The 15,812-nt window shown below is 64.8% G+C and carries 15 protein-coding genes; 3 read left to right on the top strand and 12 right to left on the bottom strand.

The features are described 5' to 3' along the window. Window positions 1-15 precede the first annotated feature (15 nt). The 3 genes from purF to BJ122_RS07880 all read left to right on the top strand — a co-directional run bounded on the left by purF (window position 16) and on the right by BJ122_RS07880 (window position 2,910). The gene (gene purF / locus BJ122_RS07890; RefSeq protein WP_103010898.1) at window positions 16-1,533 is read left to right on the top strand and encodes an amidophosphoribosyltransferase; all 1,518 of its coding nucleotides are present in this window, start codon (window positions 16-18) and stop codon (window positions 1,531-1,533) included. Between the two features lie 112 nt (window positions 1,534-1,645). Next, a complete protein-coding gene (locus tag BJ122_RS07885; RefSeq protein ID WP_110780549.1) occupies window positions 1,646-2,389 on the top strand; it encodes an SDR family NAD(P)-dependent oxidoreductase in 744 nt (247 codons plus the stop codon). A gap of 104 nt (window positions 2,390-2,493) precedes the next feature. Continuing rightward, window positions 2,494-2,910, top strand: a complete 417-nt coding sequence (locus BJ122_RS07880; RefSeq protein WP_103010900.1) for a DUF2147 domain-containing protein — start codon at window positions 2,494-2,496, stop codon at window positions 2,908-2,910. 178 nt (window positions 2,911-3,088) lie between these two features. Here BJ122_RS07880 and BJ122_RS07875 read toward each other — a convergent pair whose 3' ends face one another. The 12 genes from BJ122_RS07875 to BJ122_RS07820 all read right to left on the bottom strand — a co-directional run bounded on the left by BJ122_RS07875 (window position 3,089) and on the right by BJ122_RS07820 (window position 15,801). Continuing rightward, window positions 3,089-4,411, bottom strand: coding sequence for a TCR/Tet family MFS transporter (locus BJ122_RS07875; RefSeq protein WP_110780548.1), 1,323 nt, complete (start codon window positions 4,409-4,411; stop codon window positions 3,089-3,091). Beyond that, on the bottom strand, window positions 4,408-5,790 hold the full coding sequence (der, locus tag BJ122_RS07870) for a ribosome biogenesis GTPase Der (RefSeq protein WP_110780547.1): 1,383 nt from the start codon (window positions 5,788-5,790) through the stop codon (window positions 4,408-4,410). The genes BJ122_RS07875 and der overlap by 4 nt, the downstream gene beginning before the upstream one ends. A 61-nt stretch (window positions 5,791-5,851) precedes the next feature. After that, on the bottom strand, window positions 5,852-6,394 hold the full coding sequence (locus BJ122_RS07865) for a hypothetical protein (protein WP_110780546.1): 543 nt from the start codon (window positions 6,392-6,394) through the stop codon (window positions 5,852-5,854). A 63-nt stretch (window positions 6,395-6,457) separates the two neighbouring features. Continuing rightward, on the bottom strand, window positions 6,458-7,111 hold the full coding sequence (locus tag BJ122_RS07860) for a tetratricopeptide repeat protein (RefSeq protein WP_110780545.1): 654 nt from the start codon (window positions 7,109-7,111) through the stop codon (window positions 6,458-6,460). Between the two features lie 162 nt (window positions 7,112-7,273). Then, a complete protein-coding gene (panB, locus tag BJ122_RS07855; protein WP_110780544.1) occupies window positions 7,274-8,095 on the bottom strand; it encodes a 3-methyl-2-oxobutanoate hydroxymethyltransferase in 822 nt (273 codons plus the stop codon). A 2-nt stretch (window positions 8,096-8,097) separates the two neighbouring features. After that, window positions 8,098-8,682: an NnrU family protein gene (locus BJ122_RS07850; RefSeq protein ID WP_103010905.1), complete on the bottom strand. Its 585-nt coding sequence runs from the start codon at window positions 8,680-8,682 to the stop codon at window positions 8,098-8,100. Window positions 8,683-9,156: 474 nt separating this feature from the next. After that, a complete protein-coding gene (locus BJ122_RS07845; RefSeq protein WP_110780543.1) occupies window positions 9,157-9,603 on the bottom strand; it encodes a cache domain-containing protein in 447 nt (148 codons plus the stop codon). A 148-nt stretch (window positions 9,604-9,751) separates the two neighbouring features. Beyond that, a complete protein-coding gene (locus tag BJ122_RS07840) occupies window positions 9,752-10,018 on the bottom strand; it encodes an SEL1-like repeat protein (protein WP_110780542.1) in 267 nt (88 codons plus the stop codon). A 929-nt stretch (window positions 10,019-10,947) separates the two neighbouring features. Then, window positions 10,948-11,112, bottom strand: coding sequence for a hypothetical protein (locus BJ122_RS07835; RefSeq protein ID WP_027276846.1), 165 nt, complete (start codon window positions 11,110-11,112; stop codon window positions 10,948-10,950). A gap of 507 nt (window positions 11,113-11,619) precedes the next feature. Continuing rightward, window positions 11,620-13,104, bottom strand: coding sequence for an Asp-tRNA(Asn)/Glu-tRNA(Gln) amidotransferase subunit GatB (gene gatB / locus BJ122_RS07830; RefSeq protein WP_110780541.1), 1,485 nt, complete (start codon window positions 13,102-13,104; stop codon window positions 11,620-11,622). Window positions 13,105-13,178: 74 nt separating this feature from the next. After that, window positions 13,179-14,564, bottom strand: a complete 1,386-nt coding sequence (locus BJ122_RS07825) for a patatin-like phospholipase family protein (RefSeq protein WP_110780540.1) — start codon at window positions 14,562-14,564, stop codon at window positions 13,179-13,181. A 136-nt stretch (window positions 14,565-14,700) separates the two neighbouring features. Beyond that, window positions 14,701-15,801, bottom strand: a complete 1,101-nt coding sequence (locus BJ122_RS07820; RefSeq protein WP_110780539.1) for a sensor histidine kinase — start codon at window positions 15,799-15,801, stop codon at window positions 14,701-14,703. Between the last annotated feature and the right edge of the window lie 11 nt (window positions 15,802-15,812).

The following is a 15,812-nucleotide window of genomic DNA, read 5'->3' as shown; positions in this document are numbered from 1 at the left end:
CAACGGAGAGGCGTGATGGCCAAGAACTTCAACCCTTGCCGAGACGCCGCCCCGACGGACGACGAAGGTTCGGCCAGCTACTTGCTCGACAGCGATCTCGAGGGCGACACGCTGCGCGAAGAATGCGGCGTGTTTGGCATCTTCGGCCACCCCGACGCCGCGGCGATCACCGCGCTCGGGCTGCACGCTTTGCAGCACCGCGGCCAGGAAGCCGCCGGCATCGTGTCATTCGACAATGGCCGGTTCCATTCCGAGCGCCGGCTCGGCCTCGTCGGTGACACCTTCTCCCGCTCCGATGTGATCGCCCGCCTGCCGGGCAATTCCGCGGTCGGCCATGTGCGCTATTCGACCACCGGCGAAACCATTTTGCGCAACGTGCAGCCGCTGTTTGCCGAACTGAATGCCGGCGGCTTTGCCGTTGGCCACAACGGCAACCTCACCAACGGCCTGTCGCTGCGCCGCGAGCTGGTGCGCAACGGCGCCATCATGCAATCGACCACCGATACCGAGGTGATCCTGCATCTGGTGGCGCATTCCAAGCGCCCGCATTTCATCGATCGCTTCATCGAAGCGCTGCGCGAACTCGAAGGCGCCTACTCGCTGGTGACGCTCACCAACAAGAAGCTGATCGGCGCGCGCGATCCGCTCGGCATCCGCCCGCTGGTGCTGGGTGAACTCGATGGCTGCCCGATCCTGGCCTCGGAAACCTGCGCGCTCGACATCATCGGCGCCAATTATGTGCGCGACATCGAGCCCGGCGAAGTGATCGTGTTCGACCGCCACGGCGTCACCAGCCACAAGCCGTTCCCGCCGATGCCGGCGCGGCCCTGCATCTTCGAATATATCTACTTCGCCCGTCCCGATTCCGTGGTCGGCGGCCGTTCGGTGTACGACATGCGCAAGGCGTTCGGCTCCGAACTGGCGCGCGAAAGCCACGTGCCCGCTGACGTGGTGGTGCCGGTGCCGGATTCGGGCGTGCCGGCCGCGATCGGCTATTCGCGGCAGTCCGGCGTGCCGTTTGAACTCGGCATCATCCGCAATCACTATGTCGGCCGCACCTTCATCCAGCCGACCCAGAGCGTGCGCGAACTCGGCGTGCGCATGAAGCATTCGGCCAACAAGGCGGCGATCGCCGGCAAGCGCATCGTGCTGATCGACGACAGTCTGGTGCGCGGCACCACCTCGAAGAAGATCGTCAAGATGATGCGCGAGGCTGGCGCCAGCGAAGTGCATTTCCGGATCGCCTCGCCGCCGATCACCCATCCCGACTATTACGGCATCGACACCCCGGACCGCGCTAACCTGCTCGCCGCGACCCATAGCCTCGAAGAGATGCGCCAGCTGATCGGCGCCGATTCGCTGGCGTTCCTGTCGGTCGATGGCATCTACCGCGCGATGGGTGAACCGGGCCGCGATCCCGCCAATCCGAAATTCACCGACCACTGTTTTACCGGCGACTACCCGACCCCGCTCACCGACATGAACGAGATCGACGCGCCGCGGCAGTTGTCGCTGCTCGCCGAGGCGAGCTGACCGCCAGGCGCAGCCGGGCGCTGTCTTCGGGATTGCTATTTTAGCGATGGATACGCGAGCCAAGCCCGCGTATGAAGCTACGATATATCTTAAAGCCGGAACGACTGCAGACATGACCCTTCCCCTCGCCTCTCGCATCGCTCTCGTCACCGGCGCCTCGCGCGGCATCGGCTATGCCACCGCGCTGGCGCTCGCCAAGGCCGGCGCGCACATCGTCGCCGTGGCCCGTACCCAAGGCGGCCTCGAAGAACTCGACGACGAGATCCGCACCGCCACCGGCCATATGTCGACGCTGGTGCCGCTCGATCTGACCGATCTCGACGGCGTCGCACGGCTCGGCGCCGCGCTCCATGAGCGCCATGGCAAGATCGACGCCTTCGTCAGCTGCGCCGCGATCGCCGGCCCGTCGTCGCCGCTCGGCCACATCGAGCCAAAATCCTGGGATGAGGTGATGGCGATCAACCTCAATGCCAATTTCCAGCTGATCCGCTGCATGGAGCCGCTGCTGCGCGCCTCCGACGCCGGCCGCGCGGTGCTGCTGACCTGCTCCGAAGGCCAGCGCGCCCCGGCCTATCGCGGCCCGGCTGCGGTCTCCAAGGCTGCGCTCGATACGCTGGCGCGGGTGTGGGCCGCCGAGAACGCCACCACCTCGCTGCGCGTCAATCTGTTCGATCCGGGCCCGGTGCGCACCAAGCTGCGCGCCACTGTGATGCCCGGCGAAGATCCGGCGACGCTCGATAGCCCGAAGCAGGTTGCCGAGATGATCGTGCCGATGTGCCAGCCCGATTGGCAGGACAATGGCAAGGTCTATGAGTACCAGACCGGCGAGCTGCGGGATTTCGCCGCGGCTACGTAATCCGGTAGCGACAGCTTTCTCCTTCCGATTGACTCAGCGCACGCGCCGCGATTGACTAATCACAAGCGGCAACCGCCGCGTGAAAAAAGCAATCGGGAGGGGACATGCGAAGCAAGTGGGCGTTTCGTTGCGCCAGCGTTGGTTTGGTGGCGGGGTTCGGGCTGTTTGCGGCCGCGCTGACGACGGTGGCGACCAGTTCGGCACACGCCGACGAGGTGACCGGCGTCTGGCTGCGCGATACCGGCGCGTCCAAGGTCAAGTTCGCGCCGTGCGGCGGCGCGCTGTGCGGCACCATCGTCTGGCTGAAGCCCGGCATCGAAACGCCGGCCAAGGTCGGTCAGCGGGTGTTTTCGGAAATGAAGCCGGCCGGGCAAAATGCCTGGAATGGTAGCGCTTTCAATCCCGAAGACGGCAAGACCTACACCGGCAAGATGAGCCTGTCCGGCGGCACCCTCACCACCCAGGGCTGCGCGATGGGCGGCATGATCTGCAAATCATCGACCTGGACCCGCACCAACTAAGCGGCGCCAACGCCCTCAATCCACCATCGATTGATATCAATCACGTTATGGCCGGGCACGTCCCGGCCATCGACGTTTTTGATCTTGCAGCGATTTCAAGGCGTCGATACCCGCGACAAGCGCGGGCATGGCGGTCATTGATACGACCCGATGCTATGAGTGGGTGCAGTGTCTGCTATCAGCTCTGAGCCGCCTTGCTGTCAGCTGCAGCCACCGGCTGCTCCTGAGCGGGCTTGAGCGCCAGCGACGGCGGCATCGATCGCACCGCATAGGCGCCGACCACCATTGACACCAGCAGCAGCGCGCCCGCCAGCAGGAACGGCGCGCCCGGCAGCAACAGCGGCGCGCCGGCGCTGATGAACGCCGCAAAGATCATCGTGAACACAAACGGGCCGACCAGCTCGGCAATGGAATGCACGCTGGTATTGGCGCCCTGCAGCGCGCCCTGCTGATCGGCGGGCACGAGGCGCGTCATCAGGCTGGAGGTCGCCGGCCCGGCGATGCCCCAGATCGTCATGATCGGAATGCCGACCCAGAACAGCGTGCCGTTCGGTGCCAGCGCATAGATCAGGAAGCCGAGCGCACCGCCGCTATAGCCGATCACGATCGCCCGAAACTCGCCGAGCTTCTTCAGCGCCGGCCCGACCAGGCCGCCCTGCACGATCGCGGTCCACAGCCCGACAAACGCCAGCGCCAGACCGACCGTGGTCTGATCCCAGCCATAGCGATAGGTGGTGTACAGCACGAAGGTCGCCGGCAGCGAGATATGCGCGACATCGGCGCAAAACCGCACCACCGCGAGCGCGCCGAGCGTGCGGTTCGAGCCGAGCAGCCGGACCGCGCCGAGCGGGTTGGCGCTGCGCCAGCGGAACGGCGCGCGCCGCTCCTTGGGCAGCGATTCCGGTAGCACGAAGAAGCCATAGGCGGCATTGGCGAGGCTGAGCGCCGCCGCCACCCAGAACGGCAGCCGCGGATCGACGCCGCCGAGCAGACCGCCGACCGCCGGCCCTACGATGAAGCCGATCCCGAACGCGGCGCCGACCTTGCCGAACACCGCGGCGCGTTTCTCCGCGGGCGTGACGTCGGCGATATAGGCGAATGACGTGGCGATGCTGGCCGAAGTGACGCCGGAGATCATCCGGCCGATGAACAGCCAGACCAGCGACGGCGCCAGTGCCATCAGCACGTAATCAAGACCGAGGCCGAAATTGGAGAGCAGGATCACCGGGCGGCGGCCGAAGCGATCGGACAGAGCGCCGAGCAGCGGCGATGCGAAGAACTGCATCAGCGCCCAGGCGGTGCCGAACAGACCGTAGATGCGCGCCGCATCGGCGGTGTTGTTGTCGGCGAAGCTTTCGACCAGTTTTGGCAGGATCGGCAGGATCATCCCGATCGACAGCATGTCGAGCAGGATGGTGACGAAGATGAAGCCCACCGCCGCGCGCCGCGGCCCCGCGGGTGGCGGCGTGATAACGTCGGCGGCCGGGCTTCCTGCGCTCATGACGGCCGCTTGCGCTTATGGGCGAACGGATTGGCCTTTTCGCGCAGCGTGATGCGCACCGGCGTGCCGGGCAAATCAAAGCCGCTGCGCAGGCTGTTGATCAGATAGCGCAGATAGGATTCAGGCACCGCATCGGCGCGCGAGCAGAACACCACAAAGCTCGGCGGCCGCGCCTTGGTCTGGGTGATGTAGTTCAGTTTTAAGCGGCGGCCCGACACCGCCGGCGGCGGATTGGTCTGAACAGCCTGTTCGAACCAGCGATTGAGCGCCGCGGTCGGGATGCGCCGATTCCAGATCGCATAGGCTTCCTCGATCGCCTTCATCAGGCGCTCGATGCCCTCGCCCATCAGCCCGGACATCGCCACGATCGGCACGCCCTTGACCTGCGGCAGCCAATGATCGGCCTCGGTGCGCAGCGCACCGATCTGGCCGGGCTGACGATCGACCAGATCCCATTTATTGACCGCGATCACCAGCGCGCGGCCCTCGCGCTCGATCAGATCGGCGATGCGCAAATCCTGTTCTTCGAACTTGGTCTGCGAATCGAGCATCAAGACCACGACTTCGGCAAAGCGCACCGCGCGCAGCGCATCGGCGACCGACAGCTTTTCCAGCTTCTCCTCAATGCGCGAGCGGCGGCGCAGCCCGGCGGTGTCGAAGATTTTGAAGCGGCGGCCGCGATAGACCACCTCGACCGCGATCGAGTCGCGCGTGGTGCCGGCCTCCGGGCTGGTCAGCAGCCGTTCCTCGCCGAGCAGATGATTGATGGTGGTCGATTTGCCGGCATTGGGCCGGCCGACGATCGCAACCCGGATCGGGCGCTTGGCGATTTCCTCGTCGGTCAGCTCGCCAAGTGCTTCCGGCTCCTCGTCCTCTTCGGGCGGTTCGGGCAACAGCTCGCGCACCGCGTCATAGAGTTCACCCATGCCCTCGCCGTGCTCGGCGGAGATCATCACCGGATCGCCGAGCCCGAGCGCATAGGACTCCATGGCGCCGATCTCGCCCTGTTTGCCCTCGCTCTTATTGGCGAGCAGGATCACCGGCTTGTTGGCGCGGCGCGCGAAATCGGCAAAGGCGCGGTCGTTCGGTGTCAGGCCGGCGCGGGCGTCGATCACGAAAAACAGCGCGTCGGCGAGTTCGATCGCCGTCTCGGTCTGCTGCTGCATGCGCGCGGTCAGCGAGCCCTTGGGGCCCTCATCGAGCCCCGCGGTATCGATGATGGTGAAGCGCAGATCGCCGAGCCGGGCTTCGCCCTCGCGGCGGTCGCGGGTCACGCCCGGGGTATCGTCGACCAGCGCGAGCTTTTGCCCGACCAGACGGTTGAACAGGGTCGACTTGCCGACATTGGGCCGGCCGATGATTGCAAACGTATAGGACATCGGCGATCCGTGGCCTGAGTTATGGCGGCCTGTCAATCGCGCTCAGCTCACGGGAGCTGGATCAGCGCTGGAAACTGCCACCGGGCAGCGGTGCCGGGAACGGCGAGCTGCTCGGCGCGGCGGGAGCCGTGGTGGTGGCCTGCGGCTCCGGATCCGGCGGCGGCGCGGTGACGCTGCGACGGCGGGTCTGCTGCTTGGCCGGCTTCGGCGCCGGCGGCGCGGCGGCAATGCTGCCCTCTTCCTCGACCGGCGGCGCTTCGGCGGCGTCGGGCTGCGGCGCCGGCTGGGCGGCGGCCGGCCTGGCCCGCTTCTGCTTGGCGGCGCGCGACGGCTTCGGCTCCTCGACCGCGGCGGGCGCCGGCGGCGGTTCGGCCATGGCCGGTTCGTTATTGGCACCGCGATAGAGATGCTTGGGCACGCCCTGCTCAAGGCCGGGCACGCCTTCCGGGAACACCGGCTTGCGCTCGCCGGGCAGCGGCTTCTTGGTGTCGAGGAAGTCCAGCAGGTCGGTCGGGTCCAAGCCCGAGGTGCTGCCGCAGCCTGACAGCGCGCTTCCCAGCGCGATCAGCACTGCGGCGGAAATCAATCGAGGCGTGCGGCGCATCGGGGTCTCATACTCGGTTGGCGCAGCGCGCGATCAGCCCGGCGCAGCGCTATCACATCAGTTTCAGCTCTTGGCCGCCGGCGGCAGCAGCGCCTGCAGCGCTTCGGCACGCTGGCGCAGGCTGGACGGCGTCTCGACATCGGTGGCGATCAGTTGCAGCCATTTGCGCGCAGCGACGGCGTCGCCCGCCTTCCAGGCCGACAGCGCCAGCAATTCGCGCGCGGTGTGGCGATAGGCGCCGGTGCCAGCGGCAGAGGCCTCAAGGCGCTGGGTCATGTCGGCAAAGCTAGCGGTTTCCAGCAGCAGGCCGCCGGCGCGCACCTTGGCGAGTTCGCGATCGACGGCGGGCACCGAATTGTCGGCCGCCACTTCGTCATAGGCCTTGACCGCAGCCGGCACGTCGCGCAGCGCCAGTTCGCCGGCGAGCCGCAGCCGCGCCAGCGTGCGATAGCCGGACGGCGCGCTGGCCGCGATCTTGGCGAACGCGGCTTCCGCCTCGGCATGCTTGTTCTGTTCCGACAGCTCGGCCGCGGCGTTGAAGGCCGCGCCGGCCTCGGCGGCCTTCTGCCCCTCAAGATACTGATAGCCGCGCCAGCCACCGACCCCGATGATGATCGCGAGCGCGCCGCCAATGATCAGCAGCGAATACCGATCCCACAGCTTCTTGAGCCGTTCGCGGCGCAGGTCTTCATCGATTTCGTTAAAGATTTCTGACACTTAAGATTATCCCGTCCCCACGCGCCATGCTGGGCGCCGCCTGTTGCGCGCCCGCCGGATGCCGCGCGCGGCGTACCCTAGCGATATGGCGGACGCAAGGCAAAACAAGCAAGATCAGAGTGTTGAGATGCGACGAAGCGGCCGCGCCCGGCCGCCTCACCATCAGCCCTTCTTCATGCCATAGACGTGTTCCGGCCCCGGAAAGGCGCGCGAGCGCACTTCGCTGGCATAGGCCTTGATCGCCGCCTCGATCCCCGGGCCGAGATCGCCGAACCGTTTGACGAATTTCGGCGCGCGCGGCGACAGGCCGAGCATGTCTTCGAGCACCAGCACCTGGCCGTCGCAGGCCGCGCTGGCGCCGATGCCGATGGTCGGAATCGCAATGTCCTGGGTGATCTTGCGCGCCAGCGGTTCGGCCACCGCTTCGATCACCACAGAGAACGCGCCCGCCTCGGTCACCGCGCGGGCATCAGCCTCGATCGGCGCCCAGCTGTTTTCCTCGCGGCCCTGCGCGCGGAACGAGCCGAGCGTGTTGATCGACTGCGGCGTCAGCCCGATATGGGCCATCACCGGCACGCCGCGCTCAGTGAGGAAGCGGATGGTCTCGGCCATCTTGACGCCGCCCTCGAGCTTGACCGCGCCGCACAGGCTCTCCTTCATCACCCGCGCCGCGGAATGAAAGGCCTGCTCCTTGGAAGCCTCATAGGAGCCGAACGGCAGATCGACCACCACCAGCGCTTCCTTGGAGCCGCGCATCACCGCGAGGCCCTGCATGATCATCATGTCGAGCGTGACCGGCACGGTGGTTTCAAAGCCGTGCATGACGTTGCCGAGCGAGTCCCCGACCAAGATGACGTCACAATAGCGGTCGACCAGCGCTGCGGTATGCGCGTGATAGGAGGTCAGCATCACCACCGGATCGCCGCCCTTGCGGGCCAGGATATCCGGTGCGGTCTTGCGCTTGATCGTGGACTGCACCGACATGCTTACGCTCCAACCAGAGAGACCCCGATCACCAACGGGTGGAACGCATAGGCCAGCCCCAGATAGAGCACGATGCCGCCGACCACCGCGATCGCATCATTCTTCCAGCCGCCGACCGGGATCGGCGGGGCGCCGGCGTCGCTACGCCGCTTCAGCGAGATGCGGTCGAGCACCGCCCAGGTCAGCATGGTGCCAAACAGGATGATCGAGCCGAGATCGCCATTGGCGATCAGATGCGCCACCGCCCAGGCTTTGACCGCGGCCAGCATCGGATGCTTGACCACGACATAGATCCGGCCACGGACATAGGCGGCGACCAGCAGGATCGACGCCAGCACCATCAGCAGCGCGGCGACGTGCTTGGTCCAGGCCGGCGGCTGCCAAATGTGAATGAGACCGGCCTCACGATACATGCCGAAGCCGAAACCGATCAGCAGCAGCCCGGCAATCGCGAGCACTGCATAGACCATCTTATAGACCGCCTCGCCGCCGATGCCGATCAGCCGGGCGCGCAGGTCGCGTTGTGTGGTGATGCCATGGACGCCGACAAACAGCGCCAGACCGAGGATCATGATCGCAAGTCCCATCGATACCCCCTTGCACGATCCTGCCGCGAATTCCGCAGCCGTGAATTAAGCGTGATGGTCCGCGTCACCGGCGGACGATAGCTAGCCGCGCGGACTGTCCCGCCTATCATTGTTTCCAGTTATGACGCAATGCCACATACGCCCAGGGCAGCGCCAATGGCGGGCCTGATACGGCCGGCGCGCGGGGCTTAGGCCGCTCGATGACGACGAGTTGATGACAGCTTGTTCGCGGCGGCACGCCAACACGGCGCGGCATCAGCCAGCGGCACCGATCGGGATCAGGCCGACCGATCAGGTCGCCCGGTCACATCATCGAAGCGAAGCGATTGAAGGGGAGCGATCATCACGGCAGACCGAGCCCGCCCGTGCTGCAATGCAGCGTACGGGATGGCGGCAAGCGCCAGTGGTATGCGCGAGCCTGTGGCGACGGTCCACGCCGCCGCCACAGTTCAAGGACTGATCCGACAGATCAGATCACTTGTAGTAGCCGACCGCGCAGGTCTGGTCGCCGATCTTGGTCACGAAGCTGACCTTCTGCACCGGATCGGTCTGGCCCGGGCGCGGCCACATGTAGCTCACTTCGTTGATCTTGCCTTCCGCGCCGGCCGCGAGGATTTCCTCGCCGAGCGGCTTGCCGGTCTTGTCCTTCAGATCCTTGAGGCTCTTGCCGGTCAGCGTCGGATGGGCGGTGAACATGCCGTCCGCGCCAGCGCAGAACGGATAGAGATCGCGATCCTTGAAGCCGCCTTCGCCCTTGGCGAACTGCGCCAGCGCCGCGGCCTTGTCGGCCTTCACGGCAGCGGCCGCCTTGTTCAGCATGGCCTTGGCTTCATCAGCTGTTCCGAACTCACCGGCCGTCGCAACCGAAGCGGCGAGAACACCCACCAGGGCGGCGAACGGAAACAGGGTCTTCCTTTGCATGGCATTCCTCCTTGAAACGCTCCTTATGCGGAGCTGGGAGAAACACTAACGCCGCCTGCCGCGACCGTCTGCGCAACTTATGACCAATCCGTCCGGACCTAAGCTTGACACGTTGCTATGCCTGACAGCGTTTGCTGCGGTGCAGAGCTTAGTGAGCAGTAACCCAGGCGCGAGCTTCGCGCTGCGCACGGGCGATCTCACCTTCCGACATCAGCTCGGCTAGTTCGCGGCGATGCACAATGGCATCCGCCCGGCCCTTGAGCGCCGCGAGATTGAACCATTTATGCGCGGATACCAGGTCGATACCACCGGCGCGGCCGCTGGCGTACAGCATGCCGAGATCGAACAGCGCGTCGGCGCTATCCGCAGCTTCAACCGGAACCGCTTGTTCAAGACCGAAATCACCCTGAAACATCTGTCGCTCCCCTTCTGCCGTCCCTTTGAGGGCGCGGCTCCCGTCCACTCGTTTGACCTCTCCCCACCCGCCTGTGCTGGCGTGTTGTTGAGGCGATCATCTCGGTCAAACTTGAATGGCAGTTTAAGTAACGCGATGAATCGAACCTCAAGCGCCATGGTTTCAAAAACGCTGACGACCGGAAAACCCCGCGAAAATCGCGGGTTTTCGTCGACTTTATAGAAGCGGTTTACCGTGCTGGTTGGCACCGCGATAACCATCGCACACGGTCGCGGCGCACAACGCGCGGCGCGCCCCTTGCGGGGGGGGGGGGATGCGACGCACAGGCAACGGACGCGGCAGCGCGAAGGCACGGCGAACCGCGAGCAGACCATCGGTGAAGGGGCTTCGATCAGTGAAGGGCTTCGATCAGTGAAGGGGCTTTGATCAGTGCAGGGGCTTCGATCAGTGAAGGGATCGCCGCTCGCGGCGGCGGCACGCGCCCTACTCACAGCGCAGCAATCTCAAGGCGCGGTCGCTTGGCCTTACTCAGCACGCGGGTCTCAAAACACGCGGCACTGAAAAACGCGGCACTCAAAAAACGCCGTGCTCAAAAAACGTCAAATCCGAAACGAGGGGGTCGGCGATCACGCCAGGATCAAAATTCACTGCTGCAGCCCCGCCAGTGACAACTCGGAACGGGTAAACCGCATCTGGTGAAGAAAAACCGTTTCTCGGGCCTGACCCGGGTTCGAGCGGATAGCTCCGCTGCAAACTTCTCAATCTGGCCGTTTGACCTAATGTTCCGCCGACACCCTCTTCGTCGACCAGGGCAGCAAACGGGCGGCTTGAGCTTCGTGGAAATCAAGCACTACTGAGAAGCAAGCCGGACCGGAGGGCCCGTGTGACGCGCCGCCGGCTAACGCCGTCGGCCAACTTAAGTGAGCAACTTACTTCTTCTTGGCGACCTTCTTGGTGGCCTTCTTCGCGGCGACCTTCTTGGTCTTCTTGGCCGTCTTCTTCACCGCACTCTTGGCAGTCTTGGCGGTTTTCGCAGTCTTGGCCTTCTTGACAGTCTTGGTCGCCTTCTTCGCAGTCTTAGCCTTCTTCACCATGTTGCTCTCCAATCATGAGATGGCCTGATCGCTGCGTGCAGTCGGGAATCGACGTGCACCACTTCCCGCATACACCAACATGCAAGAAAAAACAGCGTCCTACTTAAGGAAGTGTTGACCCGCGGCAGCGCGCTCAGACAGCGCGTCTAAGCGATTCTTGCGCTCATCGCGCCGCGCCCCGGAAGCGGTGACGCGCGCTCAGCAAATGGCTGAAATGCGGAATCTGCTTCTAGACAAGACGAATCCGACAACTAATCGCAACCGCAACTAATCGCAACGAAATGGACGCACGCGCCGGCGGATGCGGAAGAAACGCCGCCGGCACTTTCCGAATCCGAAACTTTGGCAGCTAAAATATTTTGGGATCAGCGGCACGGAACGCCGCCATCGGAGCCCACCAGGGCACGCAAACGCCTTCACCAAAGCCGATTCGCGTCACTCGCCGCTGCGTCCGCGCCCCCTTTCCAGCAGGGAACACGGTCGCAACGGCGTTGTTGCGGAGCGTGATCAGAGGCCGAGTTTGCTCTTGAGCAGATCGTTGACGGCCTGCGGATTGGCCTTGCCGCCCGACGATTTCATGACCTGACCAACGAACCAGCCGATCATCGCCGGCTTGGCAGCGACCTGCGCCGCCTTGTCGGGATTGGCGGCGATGATGTCATCGACCACCTTCTCGATGGCGCTGAGATCGGTGACCTGCTTCATGCCGCGCGCTTCGACCACCTCGCGCGGATCGCCGCCCTCGACCCAGATAATCTCGAACAGATCCTTGGCGATCTTGCCGGAGATGGTTCCCTCGCCGATCAGATCGATGATCGCGGCGAGCTGCGCCGCGCTCACCGGAGACGCCGCAATCGCCAGGCTCTCCTTGTTGAGACGGCCGAACAGCTCGTTGATCACCCAATTGGCGGCAAGCTTGCCGTCGCGCTCGCGATTGCCGAGCACCGCCAGCACCGCTTCATAGAACTCGGCGCTCTCGCGTTCGGCGACCAGCACGCCGGCATCGTCGGCCGACAGGCCGAATTCGGCGATGAAGCGCGCCATCTTGGCGTCCGGCAGTTCCGGCAGTTCCGCCTTGAGCGCGTCGACATAGTCCTGGCTGAATTCGAGCGGCAGCAGGTCGGGATCGGGGAAGTAGCGATAGTCGTGCGCCTCTTCCTTGGAGCGCATCGAGCGGGTCTCGCCCTTCACGGCATCGAACAGCCGGGTCTCCTGATCGACGGTGCCGCCATCTTCAAGAATGCCGATCTGGCGGCGTGCCTCGTATTCGATCGCCTGGCCGATGAAGCGCACCGAGTTGACGTTCTTGATCTCGCAGCGGGTGCCGAGCGCATCACCGGGCTTACGCACCGACACGTTGACGTCGGCGCGCAGGCTGCCCTTCTCCATGTCGCCGTCGCAAGTGCCGAGATAGCGCAGGATGGTGCGCAGCTTGGAGACATAGGCCTTGGCCTGTTCCGAGGAGCGCAGGTCCGGCTTGGACACGATCTCCATCAGCGCCACGCCGGAGCGATTGAGATCGACATAGGACGCGGTCGGGTGCTGATCATGCAGCGACTTGCCGGCATCCTGTTCCAGATGCAGCCGCTCGATGCCGACGACGATGCTCTCGCCATCCGGCAGATCGACCTTGACCTGGCCCTCGCCGACCACCGGCGACTTGTACTGGCTGATCTGATAGCCCTGCGGCAGATCGGGATAGAAATAGTTCTTGCGATCGAACACCGAGCGCAGATTGATCTGCGCATTGAGGCCGAGCCCGGTGCGGATCGCTTGGCGGACGCATTCCTCGTTGATCACCGGCAGCATGCCCGGCATCGCGGCATCGACCAGCGACACATGGGCGTTCGGCTCACCGCCGAATTCGGTGGCCGCGCCGGAGAACAGTTTGGCGTTGGACGAGACCTGGGCATGGACTTCCAGCCCGATCACCACTTCCCAATCGCCGGTTGCGCCCTTGATGAGCTTTGACGTTTTGACAGGTGCGTTCATGGACCGGCTTTTACTCCGAGCGCGCAGCCGAGGAAACCCCCGCCGCGCGCGACAATGTCATCGTTGAAGGCGGCCTACAGGCTGGCCGCGAAGGCGCGAAATACCGGGCTCATGCGCAGCGAGTCGCGACCGGCGGCGATCAGCTCATCGACCTGATCGGGCCGCAGCACGAATCGCGTCGGGATGGTTTCCAGCACCGCGGCGCGCGAGCTATCGAGCTGATCGAAGCCGAGCCGGCCGACGAAGAACTTGAGGTCGCGGCAATTCCAGCCCGGCCCTGCGCCATAGCGGGCGCGATCGGCGGCCGACAAACCGCAGCGCCAGCGCACCAGCGATTCGCGCCAATCATTCATGGTGCGGTCGAACGCGGTGTAGCTGGCGCCGACGCTGGCATCGATGGTGGTATCGACCGTGGCCTTGATCAGCTCGACCCCGCTCGGCCCTTCTACGGTGTTCACCCAATTGCCGGACACGCCGATCTTGGCATCGACCACCAAGAACATCACCCGGCGCAGCTTGACCGCCTGCGCCGGCGACAGCGGGCCATAGGGCGTCTCGGAGGATTCACGGGCGATGGTGAAACCGGACACGCCGTAATTGTCGACCAGACCGCCGTCGAGCAGCTTGATGAACGGCACCGCCCCTTCGCGGTAGCGCGTGATCGCCTTGGCATAGGCGCTGAGCATCGGCGAGGCGTTGCGGTCGCTGGCGGCGCGCTTGATCCAGGCCGGCAGCGGATCGTTGCAGCTGCCCGGGAACGCCTGCACCACCATCGGCGCAAACGCGATCGGCACCGCTGCCGAGGCGGCAACGGCGTTGGACAACGGATAGGTGCTGAGATCGCTGCAGATCGCCGAGAACGCGGTCTGCCCGAATACGAACGGCACGCGATTGTAAATGTCGGAGGCGTTGATCAAGACCCGCGGCCGGCCGATGGTCCGGAATTGAGCGAAGGTGGCGCCTTCGAACAGATTGGCATCGAGCCAGTTGGTGAAGCCGGTGGCGTCGTTGATGCCGCCCGAGAACGCCTTGGTGACGGTGCTGAGCGACAGCGTGGTCTGCAGCCCCTCCTCGGCATTGCGCAGCAAGAAGCGCTCGCGGAAATCGCTGAGCGCGGCGCGCTTTTTCAGGCCGAAATAGGCCGCGGTCACCGAGCCGCCAGACACGCCGGAGATGAAGTCGATCCGGTCCAGCATCGAGGCGGAAGCGCCACGGACCGGGGAACGGTCCATCTCGCTGAGCACGCCGAACGAGAACGCCGCGGCGCGCGTGCCACCGCCGGAGAATGACAGCCCGATCAGGTATTCGTCGGCATGGGCGACGTCATCGGAGCCGATCCGCAGCCGTTCAGCGACGCTGCCGGACACCGGCACATTGACCGGCATGTTGTAAACTGACGCGCAGCCCACGAGAGCCAAGCTCGCCGTCGCGGCCGCCAGGACCAAATGCACCCATTTCATATCAATACTACCAAACTATACTGCGGCGGGTTCGCGATCGGAGCGGTCCGACCATCGGTTGGAAAAGTTCAAGGCGGCTTAATAGCAGATTTGGCGCCAGATGCGCCTGATCAACATGGCGTTAGCAAGGCGTCGGCTAATTCGCCGCCGGCACCGGCGGCACGTCGAAGCTGAATGTGAAAAAGGTTCCCTGGCCGCTGATGCTTTCGGCGCGAAATTCGACGTTGCGTGCGTTCTCTTTCAAGGTCTGCAGAATCAGCGCGCTCAGCTTGCGCGGCGCCGGCCAATTGGCGGCATCGGCGAGCCCAACGCCATCATCGCCCGCAACCACGGTGGCGCGGCCATTCTCTTGCTTGCAGATCAAGCGCACCTTGCCGGCGCTACGGCCGACAAAGGCGTATTTCAGCGCGTTGGTGAGCATCTCATTGACCAAAAGCCCGGCCGGCATCGCGACATTGACCGATAGCGGGCAGTAGCTGACCTGAATGTCGAACTCGATACCGTCGACGGCATGAGCCTGCTGCACGGCGGCGGCGATATCGGAGAGATATTGGCCAAGATCGAGCAGGCTGCTGGCTTCTTCGGCGGACAGGATGCGATATAGCGCGGTGAGCGCGTCGATCCGGCTGGCGAGCCGCGCCAGTGCCACCGCCTCACCTTCCGCGGCCGAACGGGCCTCAAGACGGATCAGCGCCGTGATCAGTTGCAGATTGTTTTTCACCCGATGCTGCAGCTCGCGCAGCAGCATGTCGCGGTCGCGGATCTGGATCTCGAACTCTTCGATCTGGGCGCGCTCGCGGCTGCCGATATCGACCATCGCCGCGATCCGAAAGCTCTGCTGGCCGTCGTCGTTCTCGATCACGGCGGCATAGGCCTGCACGATCACCAGCCGCTCGGACGGCGACTGCGGCCGGAACACGCCGATAAACTCCTCGCCATCGCTGATGGCGCTGCCGAGCGTGCGGCTGGGGTCATCCTCATCGACGAACTGGTCAAGGCTGTGCCACGGCTGGCCCTCGACCTCGCTCGCCGTCACCCCGAGCAGGGTTTCGAACGCCGCGTTGACATAGGCGATGCGCTGATCGCCGGCGGCGCCGCGCGACACGGCGACCGCGACCGGCACGTGATCGAGCAGGTGTTTGTAACGATCGTTCTCGATCGCCGCGGCGAGCTTGGTCGATCCCAGAATCTGATCGACCTGTTCGGACGCCGGCGGTCCCCCCTCGTCAGCACTCATGCACGCAAACC

Origin of the sequence: Rhodopseudomonas faecalis, from assembly GCF_003217325.1 — a bacterium.
GTDB lineage: Bacteria > Pseudomonadota > Alphaproteobacteria > Rhizobiales > Xanthobacteraceae > Rhodopseudomonas > Rhodopseudomonas faecalis.
The sequence above is the reverse complement of the archived record's forward strand: the minus strand, read 5'-3'. Positions and strand labels throughout refer to the sequence as shown.

Excerpts from the sequence above, each read along its gene's own strand:
- gatB (WP_110780541.1), bottom strand. The coding sequence starts at position 13,104 with ATGAACGCACCTGTCAAAACGTCAAAGCTCATCAAGGGCGCAACCGGC.
- BJ122_RS07880 (WP_103010900.1), top strand. The coding sequence starts at position 2,494 with ATGCGAAGCAAGTGGGCGTTTCGTTGCGCCAGCGTTGGTTTGGTGGCG.
- BJ122_RS07820 (WP_110780539.1), bottom strand. The coding sequence starts at position 15,801 with ATGAGTGCTGACGAGGGGGGACCGCCGGCGTCCGAACAGGTCGATCAG.
- BJ122_RS07850 (WP_103010905.1), bottom strand. The coding sequence starts at position 8,682 with ATGGGACTTGCGATCATGATCCTCGGTCTGGCGCTGTTTGTCGGCGTC.
- BJ122_RS07825 (WP_110780540.1), bottom strand. The coding sequence starts at position 14,564 with ATGAAATGGGTGCATTTGGTCCTGGCGGCCGCGACGGCGAGCTTGGCT.
- BJ122_RS07865 (WP_110780546.1), bottom strand. The coding sequence starts at position 6,394 with ATGCGCCGCACGCCTCGATTGATTTCCGCCGCAGTGCTGATCGCGCTG.
- BJ122_RS07840 (WP_110780542.1), bottom strand. The coding sequence starts at position 10,018 with ATGTTTCAGGGTGATTTCGGTCTTGAACAAGCGGTTCCGGTTGAAGCT.
- der (WP_110780547.1), bottom strand. The coding sequence starts at position 5,790 with ATGTCCTATACGTTTGCAATCATCGGCCGGCCCAATGTCGGCAAGTCG.
- panB (WP_110780544.1), bottom strand. The coding sequence starts at position 8,095 with ATGTCGGTGCAGTCCACGATCAAGCGCAAGACCGCACCGGATATCCTG.
- BJ122_RS07885 (WP_110780549.1), top strand. The coding sequence starts at position 1,646 with ATGACCCTTCCCCTCGCCTCTCGCATCGCTCTCGTCACCGGCGCCTCG.
- BJ122_RS07845 (WP_110780543.1), bottom strand. The coding sequence starts at position 9,603 with ATGCAAAGGAAGACCCTGTTTCCGTTCGCCGCCCTGGTGGGTGTTCTC.
- BJ122_RS07835 (WP_027276846.1), bottom strand. The coding sequence starts at position 11,112 with ATGGTGAAGAAGGCTAAGACTGCGAAGAAGGCGACCAAGACTGTCAAG.
- purF (WP_103010898.1), top strand. The coding sequence starts at position 16 with ATGGCCAAGAACTTCAACCCTTGCCGAGACGCCGCCCCGACGGACGAC.
- BJ122_RS07875 (WP_110780548.1), bottom strand. The coding sequence starts at position 4,411 with ATGAGCGCAGGAAGCCCGGCCGCCGACGTTATCACGCCGCCACCCGCG.